The following is a 22,336-nucleotide window of genomic DNA, read 5'->3' as shown; positions in this document are numbered from 1 at the left end:
CATACGGAACCAGAGCCACATCTCTGAGACTTCCAAGTAACGTTCGCGTTTTAACCTTTGAAACAGCCATATTCATCCGCATCGTATACTTTTATAGCGTCCTCAATAGTATTCACTTCTATCGTTGGAGTAAACGGATGCCATTTCAAGTCTGCCCTCATCCAGTAGATTTTCCAGATATTTCTCGATTTGACATAAGTGAATTTTACATTTGGATATGAACGGTAATCGGCTAAATTCTCATAGTCTCTTGGTCTTACCTCATTTATATAAACTGAATTATTCTCAATACTGTAATCAATATCGAGTTTAGGCCTAATTTCGGCAGGTGGCCTAATTGAATGAATGTACTGATCTAAATATTCTTTTATATTATCCATACTCTTTCTCTTTTATTTAGTCGAACACCTAAATCATCGAATGTCATCAAATGCGTTATTATACACCTTTTACGCCTAACACGACGATGAACAAACGTATTCTAAGTCATAGTATTTATCCTTTTACGCCCAACGACTGGATTTACGAATTCTTCCTTTTTCGCCCAACGATTACAGCCCACGCAGGCCGCGTCCTTGACTCCACTAAGATACTAAACCGGAACTAAAAGGCCACTGGGCTGATAAGCGAGCATGGCCAAAAATCCGGAGCTTGCGGAGGACTTTTGGCCATCCGAGTGTTCGGATCAGTGGCCGGACATGACCCCCTCCTATCCTACTAGACTCAAAGTGACAGCGGCTTGACGTGGATTGCAGTGTTGGGCGGATGATTAATGAAAGACAATTTCTAACTAGCCCAAATTATTCTCAAAATAGACGTGACTTTGCTTCGCCTAATTACATAAACTGCGACTAACGTAAACTTTACTTCCAGAGTTTGTCAAGTAGTAGCAACCACCGCGTGGACCTTTGTAATAATGTCTCGCCGTTGATGTAGATCTCAGTGATCGTGATGGCGTATAATTCGACCTTTTGACTTTCAGTCGTAAAGATTTTATCTCAGGGTTTTCATTTACATAAGAATCAATGATATAACCATGAAAATCTTCAAAGACCACTTCATAAAATTCGTTTACATAATTCAGTATCAAGACCCTTGATTTTGGTTTTACCTTAGTCAGCAAAGTGCCTGTAAACTGAGGGTTATCAAGCAACTTTATATTTTTGCTATTTTTAACGTAAGCGACTATCCCATCGCTTTCCTCTTGTATTTCGACTGAATTGGCGTCTTTTATCTTAATCTCAACCTTTGCTAATTCTAACTCAATTCTGTCTACAGTCGCCTTTGCATCATGTAACTCTTCTTGAAGTTGTGCCCGAATGAATTCGAGCGAATCACTTTGCGCATGCACAAAATGGCCGATAAAGAATATTAAAATTATAGTAAATTGTGGCGTTGTTGCATGAAGATTTAAGACAAAGCTTGCGCTCATAAAATATTTAATTAAGCATTTTTTAGTTGAGAAATCGGCATGCCATGGGCTGTCATATGATTGAGTGCTTTGATTTTAATTTTGTTTTCCTGCGTTTGAGTTTCAAGTGATCGAGAGTAGTGGGTTGGACCAAAGATGGTTTTATAACGGTACATCGCCGTCTCAGATAAACTTCGTTGGTGGTAATCGGCTTCTTTTTTCCATTCTGCCCTTCCGACTTCTTCTATGCGTTTAATAAATTGATTGCGAGGATAGTCATCGGCATCACCCGGTTCCTCCCAATACCATTTCACCGCGCCTCTCTGAGGTGGAATGACAGGCCAAATATCTCGCTCCAATAAACCATCGTAGCAACTCTGTGCATCATAAGCACCATCAAGGTAGACCTCATCGATTTCGGCTTCGACCTGATCGAGAAGATCATTTACCTGAGATTCATCGCTCTCGGAGTTAGTCGTCGTGATATGGCAATGAATAAAGCCAGTGCAAGGATCAACACCCAAATGAAGTTTACGCCAGGTACGACGCTTGCTCCATCCGTGCTTGCGGCATTTCCACTCGCCTTCACCGTAAACCTTGACTCCCGTCGAGTCTATCGCAATCGTGATCGGGCCGCTAGCTGGAATCGCAAAAGGACTAATGTTGAGAGTGCGAAAACGGCGGTTAACCTGTGTAAAACTTGGTACTTTCAGGTGCGCTAGGTCCATGAGTTGAAGCAGACCCACGGTAAAACCACGAGACTGTCGATAGGGTAACCGAAAAATAGTCTTGATCATCATAATGGCCTCGATACAGGTATCACTATAAGTTTCTTGAGCACCTCTCTGGGCTGGCGAGTCACTATACCAATTTTGGGTGACCGACTCGTCAATAATAAACGTGATGTTACCACGATTTTCCAGGGCTTTGTTGTACTCCGCCCAGTTGACTACCCGGTAATCCTGCTTATCTTTTACTTCAAATCGCTCGTCCTTCTTTATCTTTGACATGGGCTGGAAATCTATTGATTTAGTTGTCGTAAACCAAAGATATGGGCTCCAGCCCAAATTTATACTAGCCGTTTATGAGGGGAATCAGGCCCGATTCATGCAACAACGCCGTAAATTGTCGCATAACAGAGTTTCAGTTGATTTGTTTAAATAGTATTAATTAATAGGTCTCCATAGCATGTAACATGCTACTTCATCCAAGACACAAGTTAAATCTTAAAAATTAAAAGAAATAAAGTGCTCATATCATTAAGATGTAGCGCAAAAAATTTCTTAAATAGCGTCTCTAGACCACAAAGTAGCCTATTTAATGTTCAATCCATATTTTAACTTTCATTTCTAAATCCTTTGATTTGTATTTTGTGCTTCGGTGGCTTAAATATGGTCCACCAAAACTAAAAGTCATGAACGCCATCTAGTACTTAGTTTATGTCTTTTGCGCTTAACACGATGAATGAACGTATTCTAAGTCATAGTATTTATTTCTTCTCGCCCAACACGACGATGAACGAACGTATTCTAAGTCATAGTATTTATTCGATTACGCCCAACGATTGCAGCCCACGCAGGCCGCGTCCTTAACTCCACTAAGATACTAAACTGGAACTAAAAGGCCGCTGGGCCGATAAGCGAGCATGGCCAAAACTCCGGAGCTTGCGGAGGACTTTTGGCCATCCGAGCGTTCGGACCAGTGGCCGGGCTCTGGACGTAATAGAACCATCGACTCGAAGTGACAGCGGCTTGGCGTGGATTGCAGTGTTGGGCGAATTATAGTAATTGGATCACCCAAATCGACTCAAAGTCTCTAAGCCTTTTTCGACATGCTAATTTGGAATTTCAATACTTAAGTGAAGTTTTCCATTTAATCCTGCTTCAACAATCTTTTTTAAAGTCAATAGCTCAATATCCGATTTGTTATTTTCCAATTTAGAGATATAGTTTTTGGTGGTTCCGACCCTTTTTGCTAATTCTTCTTGAGTCAATCCAATCCTTTTCCTGATTGTCTTGATTTTACTGCCTAAATTGAGATTTTGATTTTCATCCAGATTACCAGCATTGTAAAGGAGTAGTGGATCAATATCATAAGGGTGAAACTTCGACTCACCACTAAAATCTTTTACATACTTACCTACACCGGGCCATCCAATTGTATTATCTATAATAGCTACTGAAGAAAAAACCACATCGTCATTCAGTATCTTATTCACCAAGCTTCCTTTTCCCACTGGCTTGCCGTCAGTTAACAGTTGTGCTATATCGATTATTTTGCTCTGCCCATTATTGAATAATAATGAGATAGAGCGCCCTTTCACTGAGTTAATCTTCAAAACTCTTGGTATACTTCTTAGTCCTTTCATTTTAGTTAATTTTCATTGAAATATTTATCCCATCTTTCCATCAACGCTTCTTGATTTTCAGCCGCCCATTCCAAAACCGCTTTTAGTTGCTTCTTTGGTAAATCACCAGCATACTTTTCTAAAGATCGAATTTCAATCAAGATTTCAAACTCATTATATTGAGCATGAAAGTGAGGCGGTAAGTGATCTTTGTAATAGAGCTTGATTTTGATCGACCCTATAGTATGAACAGTTGGCATTGGAGGTATTTAACTCTTCAAAGATAGCCTTAGTTGCCTTAATAAGCAACTTTTATGTCCAACACCCTACCCTGCTGTTGAAACCTAAGCCCTGAGGGTACTCTTCATCTTGGCTTAAAAGTTCTTTGTACAGCCTACTAATGACTCACTCCTACAATGCCTAAAGTACTGGTCCATCTTGATAGATTTATTCGATTTCGCCCAACGATTGCAGCCCACGCAGGCCGCGTCCATGACTCCACTAAGATACTCAATCGGAACTAAAAGGCCACTGGGCCGATAAGCGAGCATGGCCAAAACTCCGGAGCTTGCGGAGGACTTTTGGACATCCGAGTGTGCGGATCAGTGGCCGGGCTTTGGACGTAGTAAAGCCATCGACTCGAAGTGACAGCGGCTTGACGTGGATTGCAGTGTTGGGCGGATGATTCGTTAACTCTCGTAATTATCTTGTTGTGAAATTACAGTCGACTATAGTCTTCAATTACGTTATTAAACTGACTTATTTATATATTATTGAACAACCATATTCTTCACATCTACGTTCCAAGAAACATCAATTGAGTCCTCAAAGTTTAATGTGCCGTCAGACTTATGGAATTGTAAATAAATATAATCTGGGCCTACTCTAATTGTATCTCCAATTATATAACTATTTATTCTAACCGGTTTTCGCAAAATAATATTTGATCCTTGAACAGTATACTTTGAGAACTTATAGTCCGTTCCCAGCATGTGTTCATTATGTAGCTTGACCGATCCATTATTTTTAAATAGCATTCTTAAATCATAGTGATGTGTATATTGTAATGTAGAAATCAGAACTCCATCGTTACGGGAAATCTCTCTGTACCTCGTGACCAATAAAGCAGTACAAGGGATTAAAATCACTAGTAGAGTTAGTAGTAGTGAGTTTCGTACGTTCGTATACCGAGAAGCTAAGACTAACATACCGACAACTAAAACTACTAAAATAATTATTATTGGTATAATGAAGACGATCATCACATCTCCACCATTATTCAGTTCATCTGAATAGAGTTTAGTGACGAGTAGAGAGATAACAATAGTAACGACGATTGAAACGACACTAAAGAACTTAAACTTATTGGTCATGATTTAGTTATTTCCTAAATGCTAATTAAAGTTAAATGCATTTCTTGTATCGACTAAGATTAAGATCAAAAATCGTTATCTTTTGTATGGTTTTTACTCCTTCTTGTCCAGCACATTGATGAACGAACATATTCTAAGTCATAGTATTTATTCGATTTCGCCCAACGATTGCAGCCCACGCAGGCCGCGTCCTTGACTTCACTAAGATAGTCAATCGGAACTAAAAGGCCACTGGGCCGATAAGCGAGCATGGCCAAAACTCCGGAGCCTGCGGAGGAATTTTGGCCATCCGAGTGTTCGGACCAGTGGCCGGGCTTTGGACGTAATAATGCCATCAACTCGAAGTAACAGCGGCTTGACGTGGATTGCAGTGTTGGGCGGATGATTATATTTTGTAATTACATCTGGTTCTATAAGTCATACACAGATATGAAGCTTTCACTATCCTCATCTTCCTCGTAGTAAAAAAGATTTAGCGTAACTTTAGTTGGTTTTGGAATACGGTTTGTTTTATTTGATGACGCTCTTCTTGTCTCTTCAACTATTTTCATCGTTTTTCTTGCAAGGCTTCTTTTACTAAATTCTTTTATAGTTATTACATTGGTAACATTCATGTCAGTATCAATTTCAAATTCGAAAGTCGAAAAATCGAATTGTTTTCCTTGGCTTCCGCGTAGGTTGTTGAATGACCGTTTGTCAATCGAGACGTTTAATCCAAACTCATTCGTTGATTCATAACCTATAGCATGCATCTGTTTCAGCCATTCTACTCTGCGAGATACAGAATTCCAGTAACTTAAATTAGCTTTAGGAGAATTTGACCATCGGTTCCTAGTTATTAGTTTAGAACCAGAACAGTAACCGAAAGAGAGTTTGTCATTAACTTTACGGGCAAATATCAGCCAACGAGAGTTCTCTCCTGGGAGAAAAGAGCAGGATGTATTTAGAGCAGTTCTGATATAAATAGATGATATACTATCTCCCTTATACAGGTTTATTATTTCAACCTCGCTTATGTGGTAATACTCAGAGTTACTATCCTGATGTATTTTATTAAGTACTACCTCAGCAACGAAATCGGATTTTGCTACATTATCAGCTAGTTTAGGTCTGTCGCAGATACAGGCCATTATGCAATTGAAAGATGAAGACCAGACGAGGAGTACTATGAATATTCTAAATGAGTTCTTCATAATACACGATTTAAGCATTTACTAATCGTCAATTAATTATTAGTATTTAGTGATTTTACCACATTAATTAGCTTGTCAGATCAAATTATGTTGGATTTATATGTCTAATGTTTAGGTTCAGCAACCAACTTTTTTGATTAATTCTCGAAATCAACGTATGATTAATTTATTCCTTTTACGCCCAACACAACGATGAACAAACGTATTCTAAGTCATAGTATTTATTCTGTTGCGCCCAACGCATGCAGCCACGCAGGCCGCGTCATTAACTCCACCAAGATAGTCAATCGGAACTAAAAGGCCACTGGGCCGCTTAGCGAGCATGGCCAAAACTCCGGAGCTTGCGGAGGACTTTTGGACATCCGAGCGTGCGGCCCAGTGGCCGGGCACTGACCCTTCTAACCTGCTTGACTCGAAGTAACAGCGGCTTGTCGTGGATTGCAATGTTGGGCGGATGAATTTAAATTTAAAATAACGTGATGGTTGTGAAGCTGGGCAAATTTTCTACTCATGTAATTCATCATATTGGGGATTGATTCGCTTAAATTCCCGTGATCATCTACCGAAAGTTTTTCTTCGAAGCATGACGAAAATATCGAACACTAGTGAAATTCTGTATAATAATTCGCCACACATATAAAATTTTAAAATTGAACATATCAGTAATCTGCTATGACTGAAGAATATTCATAAAATTCTATAAGTCCTTGTAAAGAGTATAATCAACCACACGTGAATCAGAACCGTTGTTACCCAAACCAAGTCTTCGACACAACTTAGCGTAAATAGAAGGAGGAAAACCACCTTCGAATTTCCACGAATCTCGACTATTTTGCATTGTCAATATTCCTGAAATATGGCTGTATTTTTTTCCTAATCTGTTGGTTACTATATAGTTTGACACATCAGCACTTTTCCTAAACCCTTTAGTCTTCAGTTCCGCAACCAACATTTCAAACTGTTCATTCTCTAGAACCCTTCTTCCGCTAGGTGTAGCTAGCAATAGCTCGACCCGTTCCTCTTCTTGAATTCTATTAACCTCATCTTGCTTTTTCTTCAATTTAAGCTTATCTCTTCGAATTTTATCTTGCTTCCTCCTTTTTGCTCTCTTCTTTTCAAGCTCTTCCTGTTCCTTTTTAAGTTTCTGATTTCGATTTCGAAGTAGTGATTTTCTCTCAGCGTTTAACAAATTCTGTCCGCTTATGCCTACAAGACCATGTGTAATTCTTCTTATCCAAAACGGCAAGTTAAGGTCAATATTTTTCCAGTATTTCTCGACTTCAATTATAAAGTCATTTAGGGTACCTGCATGAAGGCTAAACACATATTCAGCATCTAAAACGGCATTTAATTGCTCGCCTTTTTTAGTTTCTTCTGCTGTGTACCAGAAACAGATTTCGTCATTTACCTCGTAAAAGTTTAGTACAGCTGCTAAATCTTTGTCGAACTCTTCGATTTTTGTTATATGAAAATATACATCATGATCTGGTCCGAGACTTGTGGGATGAGTGATAAAACCGAATCCTCTGTTAGGAAAGTAGGTTTTGATTGTTCCAAAATATAGGTACATAATTCTATCTGATTGTAGATTATTTTATATTCTGCCCAACGCATGCAGCCCACGCAGGCCGCGTCCTTAACTCCACCAAGATACTCAATCGGAACTAAAAGGCCACTGGGCCGTTAAGCGAGCATGGCCAAAAATCCGGAGCTTGCGGAGGACTTTTGGACATCCGAGTGTACGGGCTAGTGGCAGGGCATGAACCCTTCTACCCTACTTGACTCTAAGTAGTAGCGGCTTGTCGTGGATTGCAATGTTGGGCGGATTATTTTATTCATTGAAAAATTAGTGTTGGCTGCGAAATTGGGCACGTAGTTATCCCTGATCTACGTTTGGCATTAAGATTAATTACAATAAATTTATGAATGCATATTCGAGTTTTCTAAATCATTTCTAAGCTTAGAAACCTATTCTTTCCAGTAGATAGCATCGATAAGGCGTATCTTGTAAAAAAGTATGTTAAATATATAGATACACCAATCACAAAATAAAACAGCTGAATACTATCAAAGAAACTGAGCATGATGGAAGCAATAAAGCCCATAGACAATATTACCAAGTGAATTTTAGATGATGCTAACTTAAACTCCTCCAATCTTATAGTAATAATTTCTTCGTGGATACCATCTATTTTAATGCAATTAGACTTTACCCAATCTAACTTCGCATAGACTTCAGATTCAGGCATGACATCAGCGATGTCGATTGACTCATTTGGTTTAATTGCGCCTATCTTCTTACCATTAACAAATAGAGATACCTGCCGCATAAAACTAATCCCACTGCCTCGAATTATTCGTACGATCATATTATTATTAATATTAATTTATCTTTATCTATTTAGAGAGGACATGCGGATTTCTTCGAAAGTAGAAACCGTGTATTATTCGTTCATTCTCATGTCCGAATAGCATATTAAGCAGAATGATCGTTAAGTAACTTAATATCAGTACGTTGACAAAGCTTGGATAGAGGCTGTTACAGCTGAATTTAAGACACCGCCCGCGATAGCTCCACCAGGACCGAGAGCAGCGCCACCACCCGCACCGACATAGTCAGCAAAGCCTATTGCCCACCAATTTAATCTACCTCTGCTACTGGTTTGGGATCCTTGATTTTCGTTGAAGAGTGAGCTATTATCTGCAGCATCAAACCAATATATCATTGAATATTCAAGTATTGATACAGACGCTATATCCTCCATTGCTGCATTATTCGTCACCATGGAATCTAACTTAGTTCTAATGCAGTTAGACGTCATTAAACCATCAGACTTAATCACACAATTTTGAAAATATCCTGGGACATCATCATATTCGGTAAATAATGAACGGTAGTAGCTGGCGTCATGTTGCAACTCGGGAACTATGTATGATACATTACCAATCGAAATTGGAGACAATGAGTTTGTAAATTCATTTGTCTTATCTATCAGTATTTCAAAGACTTTCAATGTATCGATATCTCCAGACGCGTTGTAAACGGAATCTCTTAGAATTGCTATAAGGTTCTGAGTAACTATTTCATCCATCGCTTGATTATGGATGATACCAAACTGATCAACTTCGCTAGTCATCGACTTGGAAAATGACTGGGAATTTTTTGACAGTTCAGCATCGGCAAGTGGCGTAAGAATATTTCCTTCTGTACAACTGAACATTACGAAAAGAAGGATTAGACTGGAGAAACGAATCATGACTTAATCTGTTTACAACTCCTGATGAATTCAAAAGTCGATGATATAATCGCTAGTTTCACAGATTTGTTCACAGTCTGAAAAACATTGAGCCCACATTTGATTTGCTCAGCAACGATAAATCTATATTTCAGTTTGGGGATAACGTCACTTAGGTAATTGAACCTGTCGCTTAAGTTTTAACAAAATCTGATAAATTATTATATGTAAGACTGTTACTTTCTGATTTAGAACGTCATCTAATGCTTAGTTTTTATTCTGTTCTGCCCAACACAGCGATAAACGAGCGTATTCTAAGTCATAGTATTTATTCTGTTTCGCCCAACGCATGCAGCCCACGCAGGCCGCGTCCTTAACTCCACTAAGATAGTCAATCGGAACTAAAAGGCCACTGGGCCGCAAAGCGAGCATGGCCAAAACTCCGGAGCTTGCGGAGGACTTTTGGCCATCCGAGTGTGCGGGCTATTGGCCGGGCAATGACCCTTCTACCCTGCTAGACTCGAAGTAATAGCGGCTTGTCGTGGATTGCAATGTTGGGCGGATTTTAAAGTTCTTTTATAGCATTTGCTACTAAGTCAAAGGCCTCAGATATTTTTCGAATTATTAAATTCTGTGGACTAGTAATTTCAAAATCTTTAGAGTCAATAAATAGCAGTCTACCATCGAACGTATTTTTCATTCCGGTATTATTTCGTAATCGACTTAAAATAATCTCAGAATATTTTGATTTTTCACGACTCCATATGTTCACTTCTATGCCTGTAAGATTGAAAATAATATCTACTGAGATAATACCGCCATCTTTTATTACATAGTTTTTATAAAGAACAAAACCTCTCCAGGACTCAACAGGATCGTAATGCTTATCTATACCAGAAGCAACTAAATTCATCAACTCAGTAATGCCATCTGTTTGAACTGTGAAATAATGCATGAAAGAGTTTAAAATCTCTTTATTCTCAGAACAAAACTTCGCAAAGTTAATATCAATGATATCGTTATTAGCCATTCTTTAAAGTGATTTAAGAAATTCCAAAATTGCAGGAAGCCTACTCTGATTAGCGTGAAGAATATAGTTTCCCAAGTTATTTTCAATGCAATCGACAAATGATTTGTAAGTTACTAATTTTAGATCATAACTGCAATCAGGCAATCTTTGATCAAACATTGAAAGGAGGAATACACTCACCTTGCGTTCATTCTTCGAGTAGATTCCTTCAATCTGTGAACAATATGAGTCTAAATCATTATATGCCGCTGCATAGATCTTATTCTCAATAATCCAAATTTGATCATTGAATTCAACTAGAAGATCTATACGTTTGCCGTCGGGCAATACATACTCTCTTTCGATTCTATTGACACCATAATTATGTGGGTTTTTCAATTGGTTTACCTCTAACCAACTTTTTACAAATAGACCTGCCAAGCCATGATCTTCGTTATCATCAAATAAATATGCTAATACGTTTGTGGCCATATTCTCATAATGCGAATAGCCAAGGATGTCGTAAAATGTTCGGCCATCAATAGCCGAAATCACTCTTTCATAACGATAGAATACCTCCTTGTAGGATGCGATTCGATCACCGTGGAGTTCTGGCGATCTTACGCTGATCCATTTTTCCCAGTATTTGTCTCTTTTTAACTCAGCATTCATCAAGTGGCATTATCTTTGTTTAATTATTTACAGGGTGGCTTTGTCTTCGGCAGAAAACATCTATGAGTTTTAGTTTTATTCTGTTCTGCCCAACACCAAGATACAAACATTGCCCATAATAACCCTATGGACGCCCCCCAAACTTCTTAAAACCCCAATGAAACCAACACTCCAAATCGAACGCCAATTGACGTAGTCACTCAATATCCTCGACCATCTTAAACAGCGGAATTGCGTGTAAGAATCAAATATGGCGGAACAACGCAACCCAGGTGACCACCAAATAGCCCGCAGAACCATTGTCCCGGAGGGACAAGCAGGTTAGCCCAGGGTCAAGGAGGCGCAGCCGAACGACCCTGGGTTTTCGTTATTCAAAGAGGCGCAGCCGAACCACCCTGGGTTTTCGTTATCCGAGTTTTCGTTGTTCAAAGAGGCGCAGCCGAACGGCCCTGGGTTTTCGTAATCTGGATTTGCGTTATCCGTGTGAGAGTGTTCAGTGAACTGTGTCTGGTGATTAATTAAAATGCTTGGTGTACCGTTCCCCGAACGTTTCGCATAGTTCGCGGTGGATACTCGACCAACCTAGCACGGACTTATTCCAGCTATCGCGTTTGCGATCCAAGGAGTGATAGAGTTGGATGAGCAGGGATCGGTCGTTCGGCCAGGCGCCCTTCGTTTTGACAACTCGCCGGATTTCACGGTTAAGGTTCTCGATCGCATTGGTCGTGTAGGTTAACTTCTTCAACGCCGGACTCAGCTTCATACACGTCATCAGCTCGTCCCAGTCCTTGCGCCAAAGTGCAACCACTAGATCATACTTACCCTGCCAGTAGTTACCGAAGTCCTCCAACCGGCGGCTTGCCTCGGCTTCGTTAACGGCATTGTAAACCTCTTTTAGTTGACGCAGGACCTGTTTAGAGTCCTTGTCATCCAGTAAACGGAAGGTATTGCGGATCTTATGGACGACACAGCGCTGGATTTGCGTCTGTGGCCATGTCTGTGCAATCACACTTTTGAGTCCCGCCAGGCCGTCGCTGCAAGTAATCAGTACGTCCTCCAGCCCGCGCTGTTTGAACGACTCTAGACAGCGCGCCCACTCAACGGCGCCCTCGGTGCCCTGACCGGGGATAAGACCGATTACCTCACGCTTGCCTTCCAAAGTAATCCCATATGCGACGTAAAGGGCCACTTTAGCTACCCCGTGTTCACGACGCACATCGATATGAATGGCATCGATAAATAGTACGACTAGGCAGGCTGGCAAGCGCCGCCTGTGCCAGTCTTCGACCGTCTGCCAGGTCGCATTGATGACGCCCGAGATACGAGCCGTGCTCATCTCAGCACCATAGAGCTTGCTCAGCGTTCGGGTAATATCTTCCAAAGAAGAACCGGAAGCGTAGAGTTCAATGATCTGCTCTTCGAAACCCAGGGCGAGTTGCCGACTACGTTTGCGCACCGTAACGGGCTCAAAGCGTCCGGCACGGTCGCGCGAGTAGTCGATGTCAACCGCACCGAGCGTGGTCTGCACCTCTTTAGTCAACTGTCCGTTGCGCTTGTTCGTCAAGCCTCGCTGTGCTTCGTCAGCCAGGTGGTCGTCCATCTCAGCGGCCAAGGCGGCTTCGATAAACTGAGCGATGAGGGGCTTAAGTAGCCCATCTTGCCCCGTAAGGGCTTGGCCTTTGATAAATCCCTGGACAACTTGAGTGCGGTAGGCCTCGAAGTCAAACTCGGAGGCTTTGGTTTTTGATTTAGTTTGTGCCATAATCTGATATAACAAGTTTTGTCAGACACAGTTCCTAGAACACTCTCTCCGTGTTTCCGTTATCCACGGAAGCACAACCAAACGACCTTAGTTTTCCTAGTCTAGTTAGACCTAACTAAACCAAATAAAGTCCTCAACCAGCCCTCTACCCCACCAAACCCCTTACCCCGGTAGGGGTACACCTTGTAGCCCGGTGATCGTCGAAGACGCGATCCGGGTTTTCGTTATCCCCGCAACCCACTACGTAAATACCAAACCCAACCAGCCGCCTTCCATCCAGCGTGGAATAAACTCCAAACCAAGCCACTCCGCCTGAAACGCTCAAACTCCACGCATAAACCCAACCATCGCTGCTAAAACCCATCTCAGCAAGCAAACCCCGATCGTAACATCTAGAAACTCCCCACTAGAAACTAGAAACTAGAAACTAGCCACTAGAAACTCCCCCCCTACTCCAACCGATCCAACGGACTAATCACCTGCCGCCGCTCCTTATTACTCACGTGCGTATAAATCTCCGTCGTCCGCGTACTCGCGTGGCCCAGTAACACTTGGATGTGGCGCAAGGACGTCCCCGTCTCCAGTAAGTGCGTCGCATAACTATGGCGTAGGGTATGGACCGTACAATACGGGTTCACCCCACTCCGCTCCACCGCTTTCCGTAGGATAGCCTGGACACTCCGCTTGCTGTACTGACCACCCGACTGCCCCTCAAATAACCAGTATTGCGGACGGTATTCTTTATAGTACTCCCGCAACTCCACCAGGAACCGGGCGGACAGCGTGGTGTACCGATCTTTCTTCCCTTTCCCGCCGTGAACAAAGATTTGCAACCGATCACTCTGGATATCTGCTATGCGTAGGCGGCATACTTCACTCAAACGGAGGCCACCGCCGTAAATGATCTTCAAAATGCACCGGTGCTTGCGGTTATCAACCACTTCGAAGAGACGCTTCACTTCCGCTACGCTGAGCACGGTAGGCAGCGACTTCTTTTTCTTCGCCCGCAAATCAATAAAAGCTTTTGGTCGCCCCTCTACCTGCTCCAACCAAAACTTCAGCGCGTTCAAGGCCTGCCCTTGGGTCGACTCGGAAAAATTGCCCCCTTTTGCCCGCCCAACCAGGTAAGACCGTAGCAGTTCATCATTGACGTCCGCCAGGGTTTTCTTCGGGTAGGTCGCACAGAAATGACGCAGGTGCGCCAGATAACTCTTCAGGGTGGACGGACTGTACCGCCGCACCTGCAACTGCTCCTTCGTGCGGTGTACTACCTCGTTCCAGTGGGGTGCTAAGTCCTTTGTATTCAGGAACGAACGCTTCGGTGCCGTCTCACGTGGTTGTCTTTGCTCCCAACCTCCTTTACGCGGATGCGCTGACCTACTACCATTTCCGTCGAATGTATCACCGGAAGATTGTGCCCACGGTGGATCCGGAGCTCTTTGATCCTGGTGCCTTTCCCGATCCCACGGTTGCTGGCTAGCATACGCAGATCTATCAATAGTTCTATCATCAGGGTAATCTTTCCATCCTGATTCGGGGCGATCCTTCCATACCAAGCAATTAGGACCAAATATTTCCCGAAGATGTCTCAACGTCTCCTCCCTAACCGGCGCCGTCAGGCATCTCGACGTATTGTCGTACCAAATTCCTGGTATCCCCTCCGTCAACCCAAAATAATTGTCCACGTACCCCCGCGGCCGAATCCGGTAGCGCCGGTACCCCGACACCTCAATCTCCTCGATACTAATTTTCACGCTCATGCCCAAAGGTGCGCCCACCCCATCCTAACCACCTACCTACAAACGTATACTTGCGAATTTAACCGAATAAAAACGTTTGCAGACCACTCTAGCCCCTTCCCAAGACCAATTGTCCCGGAGGGACAAGCAAGTTAGCCCAGGGTCAAGGAGGCGCAGCCGAACGACCCTGGGTTTTCGTTAGTCAAGGAGACCGAGCCGACCACCTTCATTTCACGTCAACCCCAACGACAATGCCCCACCCCTCACCTTGCCCCGAAGGGGTAAACCTCGTAGCCCGGTGTTCGTCGAAGACGCGCTCCGGGTTTTCGTTAGTCAAGGAGACCGAGCCAACCAACCTTCAACTCACGTCAACCCCGACGACAATGCCCCACCCCTCACCTTGCCCCGAAGGGGTAAACCTCGTAGCCCGGTGTTCGTCGAAGACGCGCTCCGGGTTTTCGTTCCACCCCCTCGGGGTTTTTAATACCTCCACCACCCTCCCGTCTAAAATCCAAAATCTAACGTCTAAAATCCTTACCCCTTCCCCCAAAACCCCGCACCCGCGCCAGCGCCCAAATCAACAGAGTCCCTGAGCCGTGGGGAGCAAATCAAATATCACCCATCAAATATCACTTATCACATATCTCCCCCACGCGGAGCCAATCAAGAATCGAGAATCGAGTATCGAGTATCGAGAATCAAGAATCGAGTATCGAGAATCGAGTATCGAGAATCAAGTAGCAAGCACAGTAAGGGACACCTCCCGCCACCCCACTCCATAACTTAGCAACACCCGCCAAAACGGCCGACTTTCATCATTAATTACCCACACATGACCAGCGCAACTACCTTTAAATACGTCGATTACCTCTGGGACGACGCCCACGCCGCCAGCCTCGGCGACGACCAGGTTGCCCTCTTTTTATACCGCTCGAATATCCTCGGGGCGGACCTCCGGATCACCAACTACGGCGGCGGAAACACGAGCTGCAAGACGATCGAAAAGGATCCGCTGACCGGAAAAGACGTGGAAGTCATGTGGGTCAAAGGATCCGGTGGGGACATTGGAACTTTGACGCGCCAAGGCATCGCCGGGCTCTACGTAGACCGCCTGCGCGACCTTAAAAAAGTATACCGGGGCCTCGAAGACGAAGACCGCATGGTCGGCCTGTTCCAACACTGTATTTATGATCTTGACAGCCGCGCGCCATCTATTGATACGCCGCTGCACGGGCTACTGCCGTTTAAGCACATCGACCACCTCCACCCCGACGCGCTGATCGCCGTGGCCGCCGCCAAGGACAGCGAGCAGGTGACCAAGGAAATTTGGGGCGACACGATGGGCTGGGTGCCGTGGCAACGCCCGGGTTTCGACCTCGGCCTACAACTCGAACGCTGCCTCGCCGAGAACCCCGGAATCCGCGGGATCGTGCTCGGGAGCCACGGACTTTTCACTTGGGGCGATACCAGTTACGAGAGCTACATGAACAGCCTGGAGGTGATTGAGATGGCCTCCGAATACATCGAAAAAAAGGTGGCCGCTCAGGGCGATAAAGTATTCGGCGGGCAACGCGTTGAAAGCCTCGTGCCGGACGCCCGGAAAGCGCAGGCAGCTAAATTGATGCCACTGCTCCGCGGCCTCACCAGCAGCGAAAAGCGGCAGGTGGGTACCTTTCAGGATACCGACGTCGTGCTGCAATTCACGAACTCTTACGACATCGACCGCCTCGCGCCGATGGGGACTTCCTGCCCGGACCACTTCCTGCGCACCAAGATCCAACCACTCGTGCTCGACCTCGCGCCGGACGAAGATCTTTCCGATCGCGACGCCATCCTAAGCAAGCTCAAGGACGCCTTCGCAGACTACCGCGCCGGTTACCATAAATACTACAACGACCACAAACGGGATAACTCCCCCGCCGTACGCGACCCGAACCCCGTCATCATTCTCTATCCGGGCGTCGGTCTCTTCAGCTTTGCGAAGAACAAACAGACCTCCCGCGTGGCGAGTGAATTTTACATTAACGCAATCAACGTGATGCGTGGCGCGGAGGCCATCACCGAGTATACGGCCCTGCCACGTCAGGAAGCTTTCGACATCGAATACTGGCTACTCGAAGAAGCCAAACTGCAGCGGATGCCCGCCGAACAAACTCTCAGCCGCAAGGTGGCCCTCGTCACCGGCGCTGGTGGCGGTATTGGTAAGGCCATTGCCGATAAGCTCGCTGCGGAAGGCGCCGTGGTGGTGCTCTCCGACATCAACGAAGAAGCGCTCAAAGAAGCCAACGCCACCTACAAGCGCGACCAATCCACCTACGCCGTTTGCGACGTGACCAGCGCCGACTCCATCGAAAAAGCATTCGACGCCGCCGCCCTCGAATTCGGTGGCGTAGACATCGTCGTCCACTCCGCCGGCCTGGCCATCTCAAAGCCACTCGAAGACCACACAGAGAAGGATTGGGACATCCTCCAGAACGTCCTCGTCAAGGGCCAATTCATGCTGGCCCAGGCGTCCGCCAGCATCATGCGCGACCAGGGCACCGGTGGCGACTTCATCTCCATCGCCTCCAAAAACGGCCTCGTCTCCGGCCCCAACAACGTCGGCTACGGCACGGCCAAAGCAGCCCAGCAACACATGAGCCGCCTCCTCGCCGCCGAACTCGGCAAAGACCACATCAAAGTCAACACCGTCAACCCCGACGGCGTCATCATCGGCTCCAAGATCTGGGAAGGCAAGTGGGCTGAAGGGCGCGCCAAAGCCTACGGCATCACCGTCGAGGAACTCCCCGCCCATTACGCCAAACGCAACCTCCTCAACGAAATCATCCGCCCGGACGATATCGCCGATGGCGTTTTCGCCTGCGTAGGCATCCTCACAAAAACAACGGGTAATATCATTAATGTGGATGGAGGGATGGCTACGGCTTTTGTTAGGTAGGAGGCCCGCTCCCCGCGTAGAAATCCTCTCCCCCGACCCCTCTCCGAAGGAGAGGGGAGACGTGATAGGCGTGGCAGATTTGATAGGCGTGATAGGCGTGACATTCAGCAAACGTGATGTCTCACTATCACGCCCTCTCAATCCTCTCTTTCGCCTTATACTTCTTTGCGAAACAACCTTTAGCGAAGCTGAAGGAGATAAGCGAAGCCCCCTTTTCCTCCTTTCCCTCTTTTTCCTCTTGTCGAAAACGATCAACACCCATCATGCAGCTAACCAAAGACCAAATAGCCACCACCAACGGCCCCCTCAACACCCACGAGTCCAACTACAACCACCTAGCCAATAACCTCTCCGCAAGTGGCATAAACGTAGACGCCCTAGTAAAAAAAGTAGCCGATTTCCAAGTAGCCGTCCCCAGCTGGGCGCTCGGCGCCGGCGGCACCCGCTTCGGCCGCTTCTCCTTCCACGGCGAACCCGGCACGCTCGAACAAAAGATCAGCGACGTCGGTATCCTCCACGCCCTGACGCGGACGGCCGGCGCCGTTTCCCTCCACATTCCCTGGGATACCCCGACCGATTACGAAGCCGTTAAACAGATCGCCGACCAGCACGGGATAGTGTTCGACGCCATCAATTCCAATACTTTTCAGGACCAGCCCGGCGCCACACTCAGCTACAAGCACGGCTCCCTCGCCAACACGGACGAGGCGATTCGCGCGCAGGCCGTCGAGCACAACCACGAAGTGGTGCGCATCGGCGAAAAACTGGGTTCCAAGGCGCTCACGGTTTGGCTCGCCGACGGCACCAGTTTCCCCGGCCAGCGGAGTTTCCAGAAGGCGCTTCAACAGACGGAAAAGAGCTGTAAAGAAATCTACGCCGGCCTGCCCGCCGACTGGAGTTTGCTCATCGAATACAAGCCCTACGAACCCAACTTTTACAGTACGGTCATCATGGATTGGGGCACCAGTTTCATGCTCGCCAACGCTTGCGGCGACCGCGCCTACACCCTCGTGGATCTGGGTCATCACCTACCCAATTCCAACATCGAGCAGGTCGTAGCGACCCTCATGAGCAAGGGCAAACTGGGTGGTTTCCACTTCAACGACAGCAAGTACGGCGACGACGATCTCACGGTCGGGAGCATCAAACCCTACGCGCTCTTCCTCATCTTCAACGAGCTCGTTTACGGGATGCAACACAACGCCCACAATCCCGATCTGGCCTGGATGATCGACGCCAGCCACAACATCAAGGACCCGCTCGAAGACCTCATCCAGAGCCTCGAAGCCATCCAGGAAGCCTACGCCAAGGCGCTCCTCATCGACCAGGATGCGCTCACCCAGGCTCAGGAAAACCACGACGTCGTCAAGTGCCAGGAGATCCTCCAGGGCGCCTACCGGACGGACGTTAGGCCCCTCCTCCAGCGCGCACGGCTCTCCACTGGCGGTGCCCTCGACCCCATCGGTGCCTACCGCGCGTTGCAGGTGCGCGACGGCCTCATTAAGGAGCGGGGTAAGCACACGGTGGCTACTGGACTGTAGTTCAGCCTCTTACGCTTCCTCTTTAACCGGTCCGATCATTTCCACAAACCACCCAAATGCAAAGCGTCACCGCCGTTTTCGACATTGGCCGCAGCAATAAGAAGTTCTTTCTCTTCGACGAGGATTTCCGCGAGGTCCACCGGGAATACGTCACTTTCGAGATGATCGAGGACGAGGATGGCTTCCCCACCGAAGACGTCGACGCCCTCAGCAGCTGGCTATGCGAGGTGTTTCACCGCATCCTCGAGGCCCGCGAGTACCACGTCAAGGCCATCAATTTTTCGAGCTACGGCGCCAGCTTCGTCCACCTCGATGCGGACGGCCAGGTCCTCACGCCGCTCTACAATTACGAGAAGGCGCTGCCGCAGGTGCTAAGCAAGGATTTTGAACGCAGGTATGGGCCCGGGAATACCCTCACCATGAGCACCGGATCTCCCCCATCGGGGATGTTGAATTCGGGGATGCAATTGTACTGGCTCAAGCACCACCGGCCGAAGGTGTTTCGGAAGATCAAGTACTCCCTCCACCTCCCCCAATTCCTGAGCTACGTCTTTACGGGAATTCCCATCAGCGAATACACGAGCATCGGCTGCCACACGGCGCTGTGGGATTACGGAAAGGGGGATTATCACAAATGGGTATATAAGGAAGACATCCACCGCGTACTTCCCCCCATCGTTTCGACCGAGACGAGCATCAACATGAACTACAACGGTCGGCGGATGAAGATCGGCGTGGGGATTCACGACAGTTCGGCGGCCCTGCTGCCGTACATCCGCTCGGAACGGAAGCCCTTTGTCCTCATCTCCACCGGCACCTGGAGCATCTCGCTGAACCCCTTCGCCGAAGGCCAGCTTACGCAGGAGGACCTCGACCGCAACTGCATCAACTACATGCGTATCGACGGCAAACCGGTGAAGGCCGCCCGGCTCTTCCTCGGCGAGGAGTACAAACACCAGATCACCACCCTGGCCGAACATTACGGAGTAGACCGCAGCCGCCACAAATCCGTCACCTTCAACCGGAAGATCAACGATGAGCTAGCGGCCAAGCCCAAACCCCGCTTCCACTTCAAGCACCTGGACAACACCGGGCAGCCGGGCAAAACCAAACTGCCGAAGTCCTGGACCTACGAACGCGCCTACCACCAACTCATGCGCGAATTGGTCGACTTCCAGTGCCGCAGCCTCGACGCGGCCCTGGGCGAAACGAAAGTCCGCAAACTCTTCATCGACGGTGGCTTCAGCGACAACGCCGTCTACGTAAAACTAATCGCCCACCGCTACCGCCACCTCAAAGTCCGGACGACGGACTCGTCCCTGGGTTCCGCCCTCGGCGCCGCGATCGCCATTTCGGACAAAACCCTGGACTCCAAATTCCTGAAACAGAATTACGGATTGCGCAAGCACCAACCGTACATCTTAAATTAGACCGATCCAGAAGTAGATTCCGAACCGCCGTTACAACTTTCCCTCCACCTTAGTTTTTCCGATCATGCTACAGAACACCCAAGAAGAAGAATACCTGGAAGACGCCGCCGGCGGTGAATTCGAGCGCGAACCCGTCCCCGCCTCCCGTTGGAAGGGCTGGAAAAGCTTCCTCGGCATGTACGCCGGCGAACACGCTGCCGGTACCGAATTTATGATTGGCCCCCTCTTTCTGACGGCCGGTGTAAGCGCCTTCGACCTCATCGTCGGTCTGCTGCTGGGTAATTTCCTGGCCGTCCTCAGCTGGCGTTTCCTGACGGCGGAGGTAGCCATCAAAAACCGGTTGACGCTTTATTTTCAGCTGGAAAAGATAAGTGGCGCGACCCTCGTGAAGTTCTACAATGTCGCAAACGGGGTGCTCTTCTGCTTCCTGGCCGGATCGATGTTCACCGTTTCCGCAACGGCCATCGGTATCCCCGTCGGGATGGAAATGCCCGCGCTCGATGCCGTCGGGCCAAACGGAATCAGTTACGTCATCATCGTATTGCTGGTGGGTGCCGTCACTACCCTGATCGCCGCGAAGGGTTACGATACGGTGTCGAAAGCGGCTGGCTGGATGTCCCCCATTATCGTCCTGGCCTTCCTGGTGTGTGGTTTCGTGGCCCTCGGCCAACTGGGCGTCAGTAGCTTTGACGAGTTCTGGGCGATTTGGGGCGACGGCGGTGAGCCCATGGGCGGCTCCATCAAGTACACCTTTTGGCACGTGGTTATCTGGTCCTGGTTCGCCAACGCCGCCATGCACATCGGGATGTCCGACCTCTCCGTCTTCCGCTTCGCCAAAAAAGCCTCCTCCGGCTGGACGACCGCCGCCGGCATGTACGTCGGCCACTACATGGCCTGGATTGCCGCCGCCCTGCTGTTCGCCGTTTTCCTCCGCACCCCCGAAGGCGTAGCCATGCTCGAAAGTGGAGACATCAAAGTGGCTCCCGGCCCTCTTGCCTACAACGCCATCGGCTGGTTCGGCATCATTGCCGTAGTCCTCGCCGGCTGGACGACCGCCAACCCCACCATTTACCGCGCCGGTCTGGCCTTCCAAACCCTCATCCCCAAAAAGCCGGCGGCCTGGGGCGTCCTCATCGCCGGCACCCTGGCGACGGTGGCGGGCCTCTTCCCCGCTTTCGCCATGCAGCTCCTTGGTTTCGTAGGCTTCTACGGTTTCGTCCTGGCCCCCTTCGGTGCGGTGATCGTCTTCGAGCACTTCTTCCACAAACAGGCGGGCATTCAGAAGAATTACGCGGAAGTCGCCGGCCTCCAGTTCAACCCTGCGGTGCTGGGTGCCTGGGCCATCAGCTTCGGCCTCTTCTACTTCCTTTCCCTCCAGTTCAACATTTTCGTCTCCTTCGTAACTCTGCCGGCTTGGCTGCTCTGTGGCGTGTTGTTTTTGGTCTTCAGTAAACGCTTGCAGCGAGTATCGAGTGGCGAGTGACGAGTATCGAGTGGCAAGTTTCGAGTAGCGAGTAGTGAGTGGCGAGTAGCAAGTTTCGAGTAGCGAGTGACGAGTGGCGAGTGGCGAGTGCCTGAGCCGTGCGGAGCCAATCGCTAATCGAGTATCGAGAATCGAGAATCTGTCGCGTGCGGAGCAAATCACATATCAACTATAACCTATCAAATGTCACATATCGACCTCG

The 22,336-nt window shown here is 47.5% G+C and carries 18 protein-coding genes; 4 read left to right on the top strand and 14 right to left on the bottom strand.

Annotated elements, in window-relative coordinates; all coding sequences use genetic code 11:
- Window positions 1-50: 50 nt before the first annotated feature.
- The 14 genes from A3850_RS13455 to A3850_RS20520 form a co-directional block, all read right to left on the bottom strand.
- Window positions 51-380, bottom strand: coding sequence for a DUF3024 domain-containing protein (locus A3850_RS13455; RefSeq protein WP_068217361.1), 330 nt, complete (start codon window positions 378-380; stop codon window positions 51-53).
- A gap of 452 nt (window positions 381-832) precedes the next feature.
- Window positions 833-1,432 carry a hypothetical protein gene (locus A3850_RS13450; protein ID WP_068217358.1) on the bottom strand — a complete coding sequence of 200 codons (600 nt, stop codon included), beginning with the start codon at window positions 1,430-1,432 and terminating at the stop codon, window positions 833-835.
- An 11-nt stretch (window positions 1,433-1,443) separates the two neighbouring features.
- Window positions 1,444-2,421, bottom strand: a complete 978-nt coding sequence (locus A3850_RS13445; RefSeq protein WP_082921635.1) for an IS5 family transposase — start codon at window positions 2,419-2,421, stop codon at window positions 1,444-1,446.
- Between the two features lie 824 nt (window positions 2,422-3,245).
- Window positions 3,246-3,779, bottom strand: coding sequence for a helix-turn-helix domain-containing protein (locus tag A3850_RS13440; RefSeq protein WP_082921813.1), 534 nt, complete (start codon window positions 3,777-3,779; stop codon window positions 3,246-3,248).
- A 5-nt stretch (window positions 3,780-3,784) separates the two neighbouring features.
- Window positions 3,785-4,018, bottom strand: a complete 234-nt coding sequence (locus A3850_RS13435; RefSeq protein ID WP_068217352.1) for a DUF4160 domain-containing protein — start codon at window positions 4,016-4,018, stop codon at window positions 3,785-3,787.
- A 510-nt stretch (window positions 4,019-4,528) separates the two neighbouring features.
- Entirely contained in the window at window positions 4,529-5,131 is a 603-nt protein-coding gene (locus A3850_RS13430; RefSeq protein ID WP_068217348.1) for a hypothetical protein, read from the bottom strand.
- A 410-nt stretch (window positions 5,132-5,541) separates the two neighbouring features.
- Window positions 5,542-6,324: a hypothetical protein gene (locus tag A3850_RS20220; RefSeq protein WP_157501143.1), complete on the bottom strand. Its 783-nt coding sequence runs from the start codon at window positions 6,322-6,324 to the stop codon at window positions 5,542-5,544.
- A gap of 697 nt (window positions 6,325-7,021) precedes the next feature.
- Window positions 7,022-7,894, bottom strand: coding sequence for a cold-shock protein (locus A3850_RS13420; protein ID WP_068217343.1), 873 nt, complete (start codon window positions 7,892-7,894; stop codon window positions 7,022-7,024).
- A 373-nt stretch (window positions 7,895-8,267) separates the two neighbouring features.
- Window positions 8,268-8,693 carry a hypothetical protein gene (locus A3850_RS13415; RefSeq protein ID WP_068217340.1) on the bottom strand — a complete coding sequence of 142 codons (426 nt, stop codon included), beginning with the start codon at window positions 8,691-8,693 and terminating at the stop codon, window positions 8,268-8,270.
- A 138-nt stretch (window positions 8,694-8,831) separates the two neighbouring features.
- Complete coding sequence (locus A3850_RS13410; RefSeq protein ID WP_068217337.1) at window positions 8,832-9,581, bottom strand: hypothetical protein; 750 nt, start codon at window positions 9,579-9,581, stop codon at window positions 8,832-8,834.
- Between the two features lie 544 nt (window positions 9,582-10,125).
- On the bottom strand, window positions 10,126-10,590 hold the full coding sequence (locus A3850_RS13405; protein ID WP_068217334.1) for a hypothetical protein: 465 nt from the start codon (window positions 10,588-10,590) through the stop codon (window positions 10,126-10,128).
- Between the two features lie 3 nt (window positions 10,591-10,593).
- The gene (locus tag A3850_RS13400; protein ID WP_068217331.1) at window positions 10,594-11,241 is read right to left on the bottom strand and encodes a PD-(D/E)XK nuclease family protein; all 648 of its coding nucleotides are present in this window, start codon (window positions 11,239-11,241) and stop codon (window positions 10,594-10,596) included.
- 514 nt (window positions 11,242-11,755) lie between these two features.
- Window positions 11,756-13,003, bottom strand: coding sequence for an IS256 family transposase (locus A3850_RS13395; protein WP_068217328.1), 1,248 nt, complete (start codon window positions 13,001-13,003; stop codon window positions 11,756-11,758).
- Between the two features lie 449 nt (window positions 13,004-13,452).
- Window positions 13,453-14,763: a tyrosine-type recombinase/integrase gene (locus tag A3850_RS20520; protein WP_082921812.1), complete on the bottom strand. Its 1,311-nt coding sequence runs from the start codon at window positions 14,761-14,763 to the stop codon at window positions 13,453-13,455.
- Window positions 14,764-15,574: 811 nt separating this feature from the next.
- Between A3850_RS20520 and A3850_RS13380 the strand changes: the two genes are divergently transcribed.
- The 4 genes from A3850_RS13380 (at window position 15,575) to A3850_RS13365 (ending at window position 22,134) form a co-directional block, all read left to right on the top strand.
- Window positions 15,575-17,680: a bifunctional aldolase/short-chain dehydrogenase gene (locus tag A3850_RS13380; RefSeq protein ID WP_068217321.1), complete on the top strand. Its 2,106-nt coding sequence runs from the start codon at window positions 15,575-15,577 to the stop codon at window positions 17,678-17,680.
- Window positions 17,681-17,943: 263 nt separating this feature from the next.
- The gene (locus A3850_RS13375) at window positions 17,944-19,221 is read left to right on the top strand and encodes a TIM barrel protein (protein WP_068217318.1); all 1,278 of its coding nucleotides are present in this window, start codon (window positions 17,944-17,946) and stop codon (window positions 19,219-19,221) included.
- 56 nt (window positions 19,222-19,277) lie between these two features.
- A complete protein-coding gene (locus A3850_RS13370; RefSeq protein ID WP_068217315.1) occupies window positions 19,278-20,651 on the top strand; it encodes an FGGY-family carbohydrate kinase in 1,374 nt (457 codons plus the stop codon).
- A gap of 64 nt (window positions 20,652-20,715) precedes the next feature.
- Window positions 20,716-22,134 (top strand): cytosine permease, encoded by a 1,419-nt coding sequence (locus A3850_RS13365; protein WP_068217312.1) that lies wholly within the window; start codon window positions 20,716-20,718, stop codon window positions 22,132-22,134.
- The last annotated feature ends 202 nt before the right edge of the window (window positions 22,135-22,336 follow it).

This window comes from Lewinella sp. 4G2 (assembly GCF_001625015.1).
GTDB lineage: Bacteria > Bacteroidota > Bacteroidia > Chitinophagales > Saprospiraceae > Neolewinella.
The sequence above is the reverse complement of the archived record's forward strand: the minus strand, read 5'-3'. Positions and strand labels throughout refer to the sequence as shown.

Bases quoted from the DNA above. Each gene is read 5' to 3' on its own strand.
- A3850_RS20520 (WP_082921812.1), bottom strand. From the start codon at position 14,763: ATGAGCGTGAAAATTAGTATCGAGGAGATTGAGGTGTCGGGGTACCGG.
- A3850_RS13400 (WP_068217331.1), bottom strand. From the start codon at position 11,241: ATGAATGCTGAGTTAAAAAGAGACAAATACTGGGAAAAATGGATCAGC.
- A3850_RS13375 (WP_068217318.1), top strand. From the start codon at position 17,944: ATGCAGCTAACCAAAGACCAAATAGCCACCACCAACGGCCCCCTCAAC.
- A3850_RS13455 (WP_068217361.1), bottom strand. From the start codon at position 380: ATGGATAATATAAAAGAATATTTAGATCAGTACATTCATTCAATTAGG.
- A3850_RS13410 (WP_068217337.1), bottom strand. From the start codon at position 9,581: ATGATTCGTTTCTCCAGTCTAATCCTTCTTTTCGTAATGTTCAGTTGT.
- A3850_RS13440 (WP_082921813.1), bottom strand. From the start codon at position 3,779: ATGAAAGGACTAAGAAGTATACCAAGAGTTTTGAAGATTAACTCAGTG.
- A3850_RS13430 (WP_068217348.1), bottom strand. From the start codon at position 5,131: ATGACCAATAAGTTTAAGTTCTTTAGTGTCGTTTCAATCGTCGTTACT.
- A3850_RS13420 (WP_068217343.1), bottom strand. From the start codon at position 7,894: ATGTACCTATATTTTGGAACAATCAAAACCTACTTTCCTAACAGAGGA.
- A3850_RS13435 (WP_068217352.1), bottom strand. From the start codon at position 4,018: ATGCCAACTGTTCATACTATAGGGTCGATCAAAATCAAGCTCTATTAC.
- A3850_RS20220 (WP_157501143.1), bottom strand. From the start codon at position 6,324: ATGAAGAACTCATTTAGAATATTCATAGTACTCCTCGTCTGGTCTTCA.
- A3850_RS13380 (WP_068217321.1), top strand. From the start codon at position 15,575: ATGACCAGCGCAACTACCTTTAAATACGTCGATTACCTCTGGGACGAC.
- A3850_RS13395 (WP_068217328.1), bottom strand. From the start codon at position 13,003: ATGGCACAAACTAAATCAAAAACCAAAGCCTCCGAGTTTGACTTCGAG.
- A3850_RS13405 (WP_068217334.1), bottom strand. From the start codon at position 10,590: ATGGCTAATAACGATATCATTGATATTAACTTTGCGAAGTTTTGTTCT.
- A3850_RS13445 (WP_082921635.1), bottom strand. From the start codon at position 2,421: ATGTCAAAGATAAAGAAGGACGAGCGATTTGAAGTAAAAGATAAGCAG.
- A3850_RS13450 (WP_068217358.1), bottom strand. From the start codon at position 1,432: ATGAGCGCAAGCTTTGTCTTAAATCTTCATGCAACAACGCCACAATTT.
- A3850_RS13415 (WP_068217340.1), bottom strand. From the start codon at position 8,693: ATGATCGTACGAATAATTCGAGGCAGTGGGATTAGTTTTATGCGGCAG.
- A3850_RS13365 (WP_068217312.1), top strand. From the start codon at position 20,716: ATGCTACAGAACACCCAAGAAGAAGAATACCTGGAAGACGCCGCCGGC.
- A3850_RS13370 (WP_068217315.1), top strand. From the start codon at position 19,278: ATGCAAAGCGTCACCGCCGTTTTCGACATTGGCCGCAGCAATAAGAAG.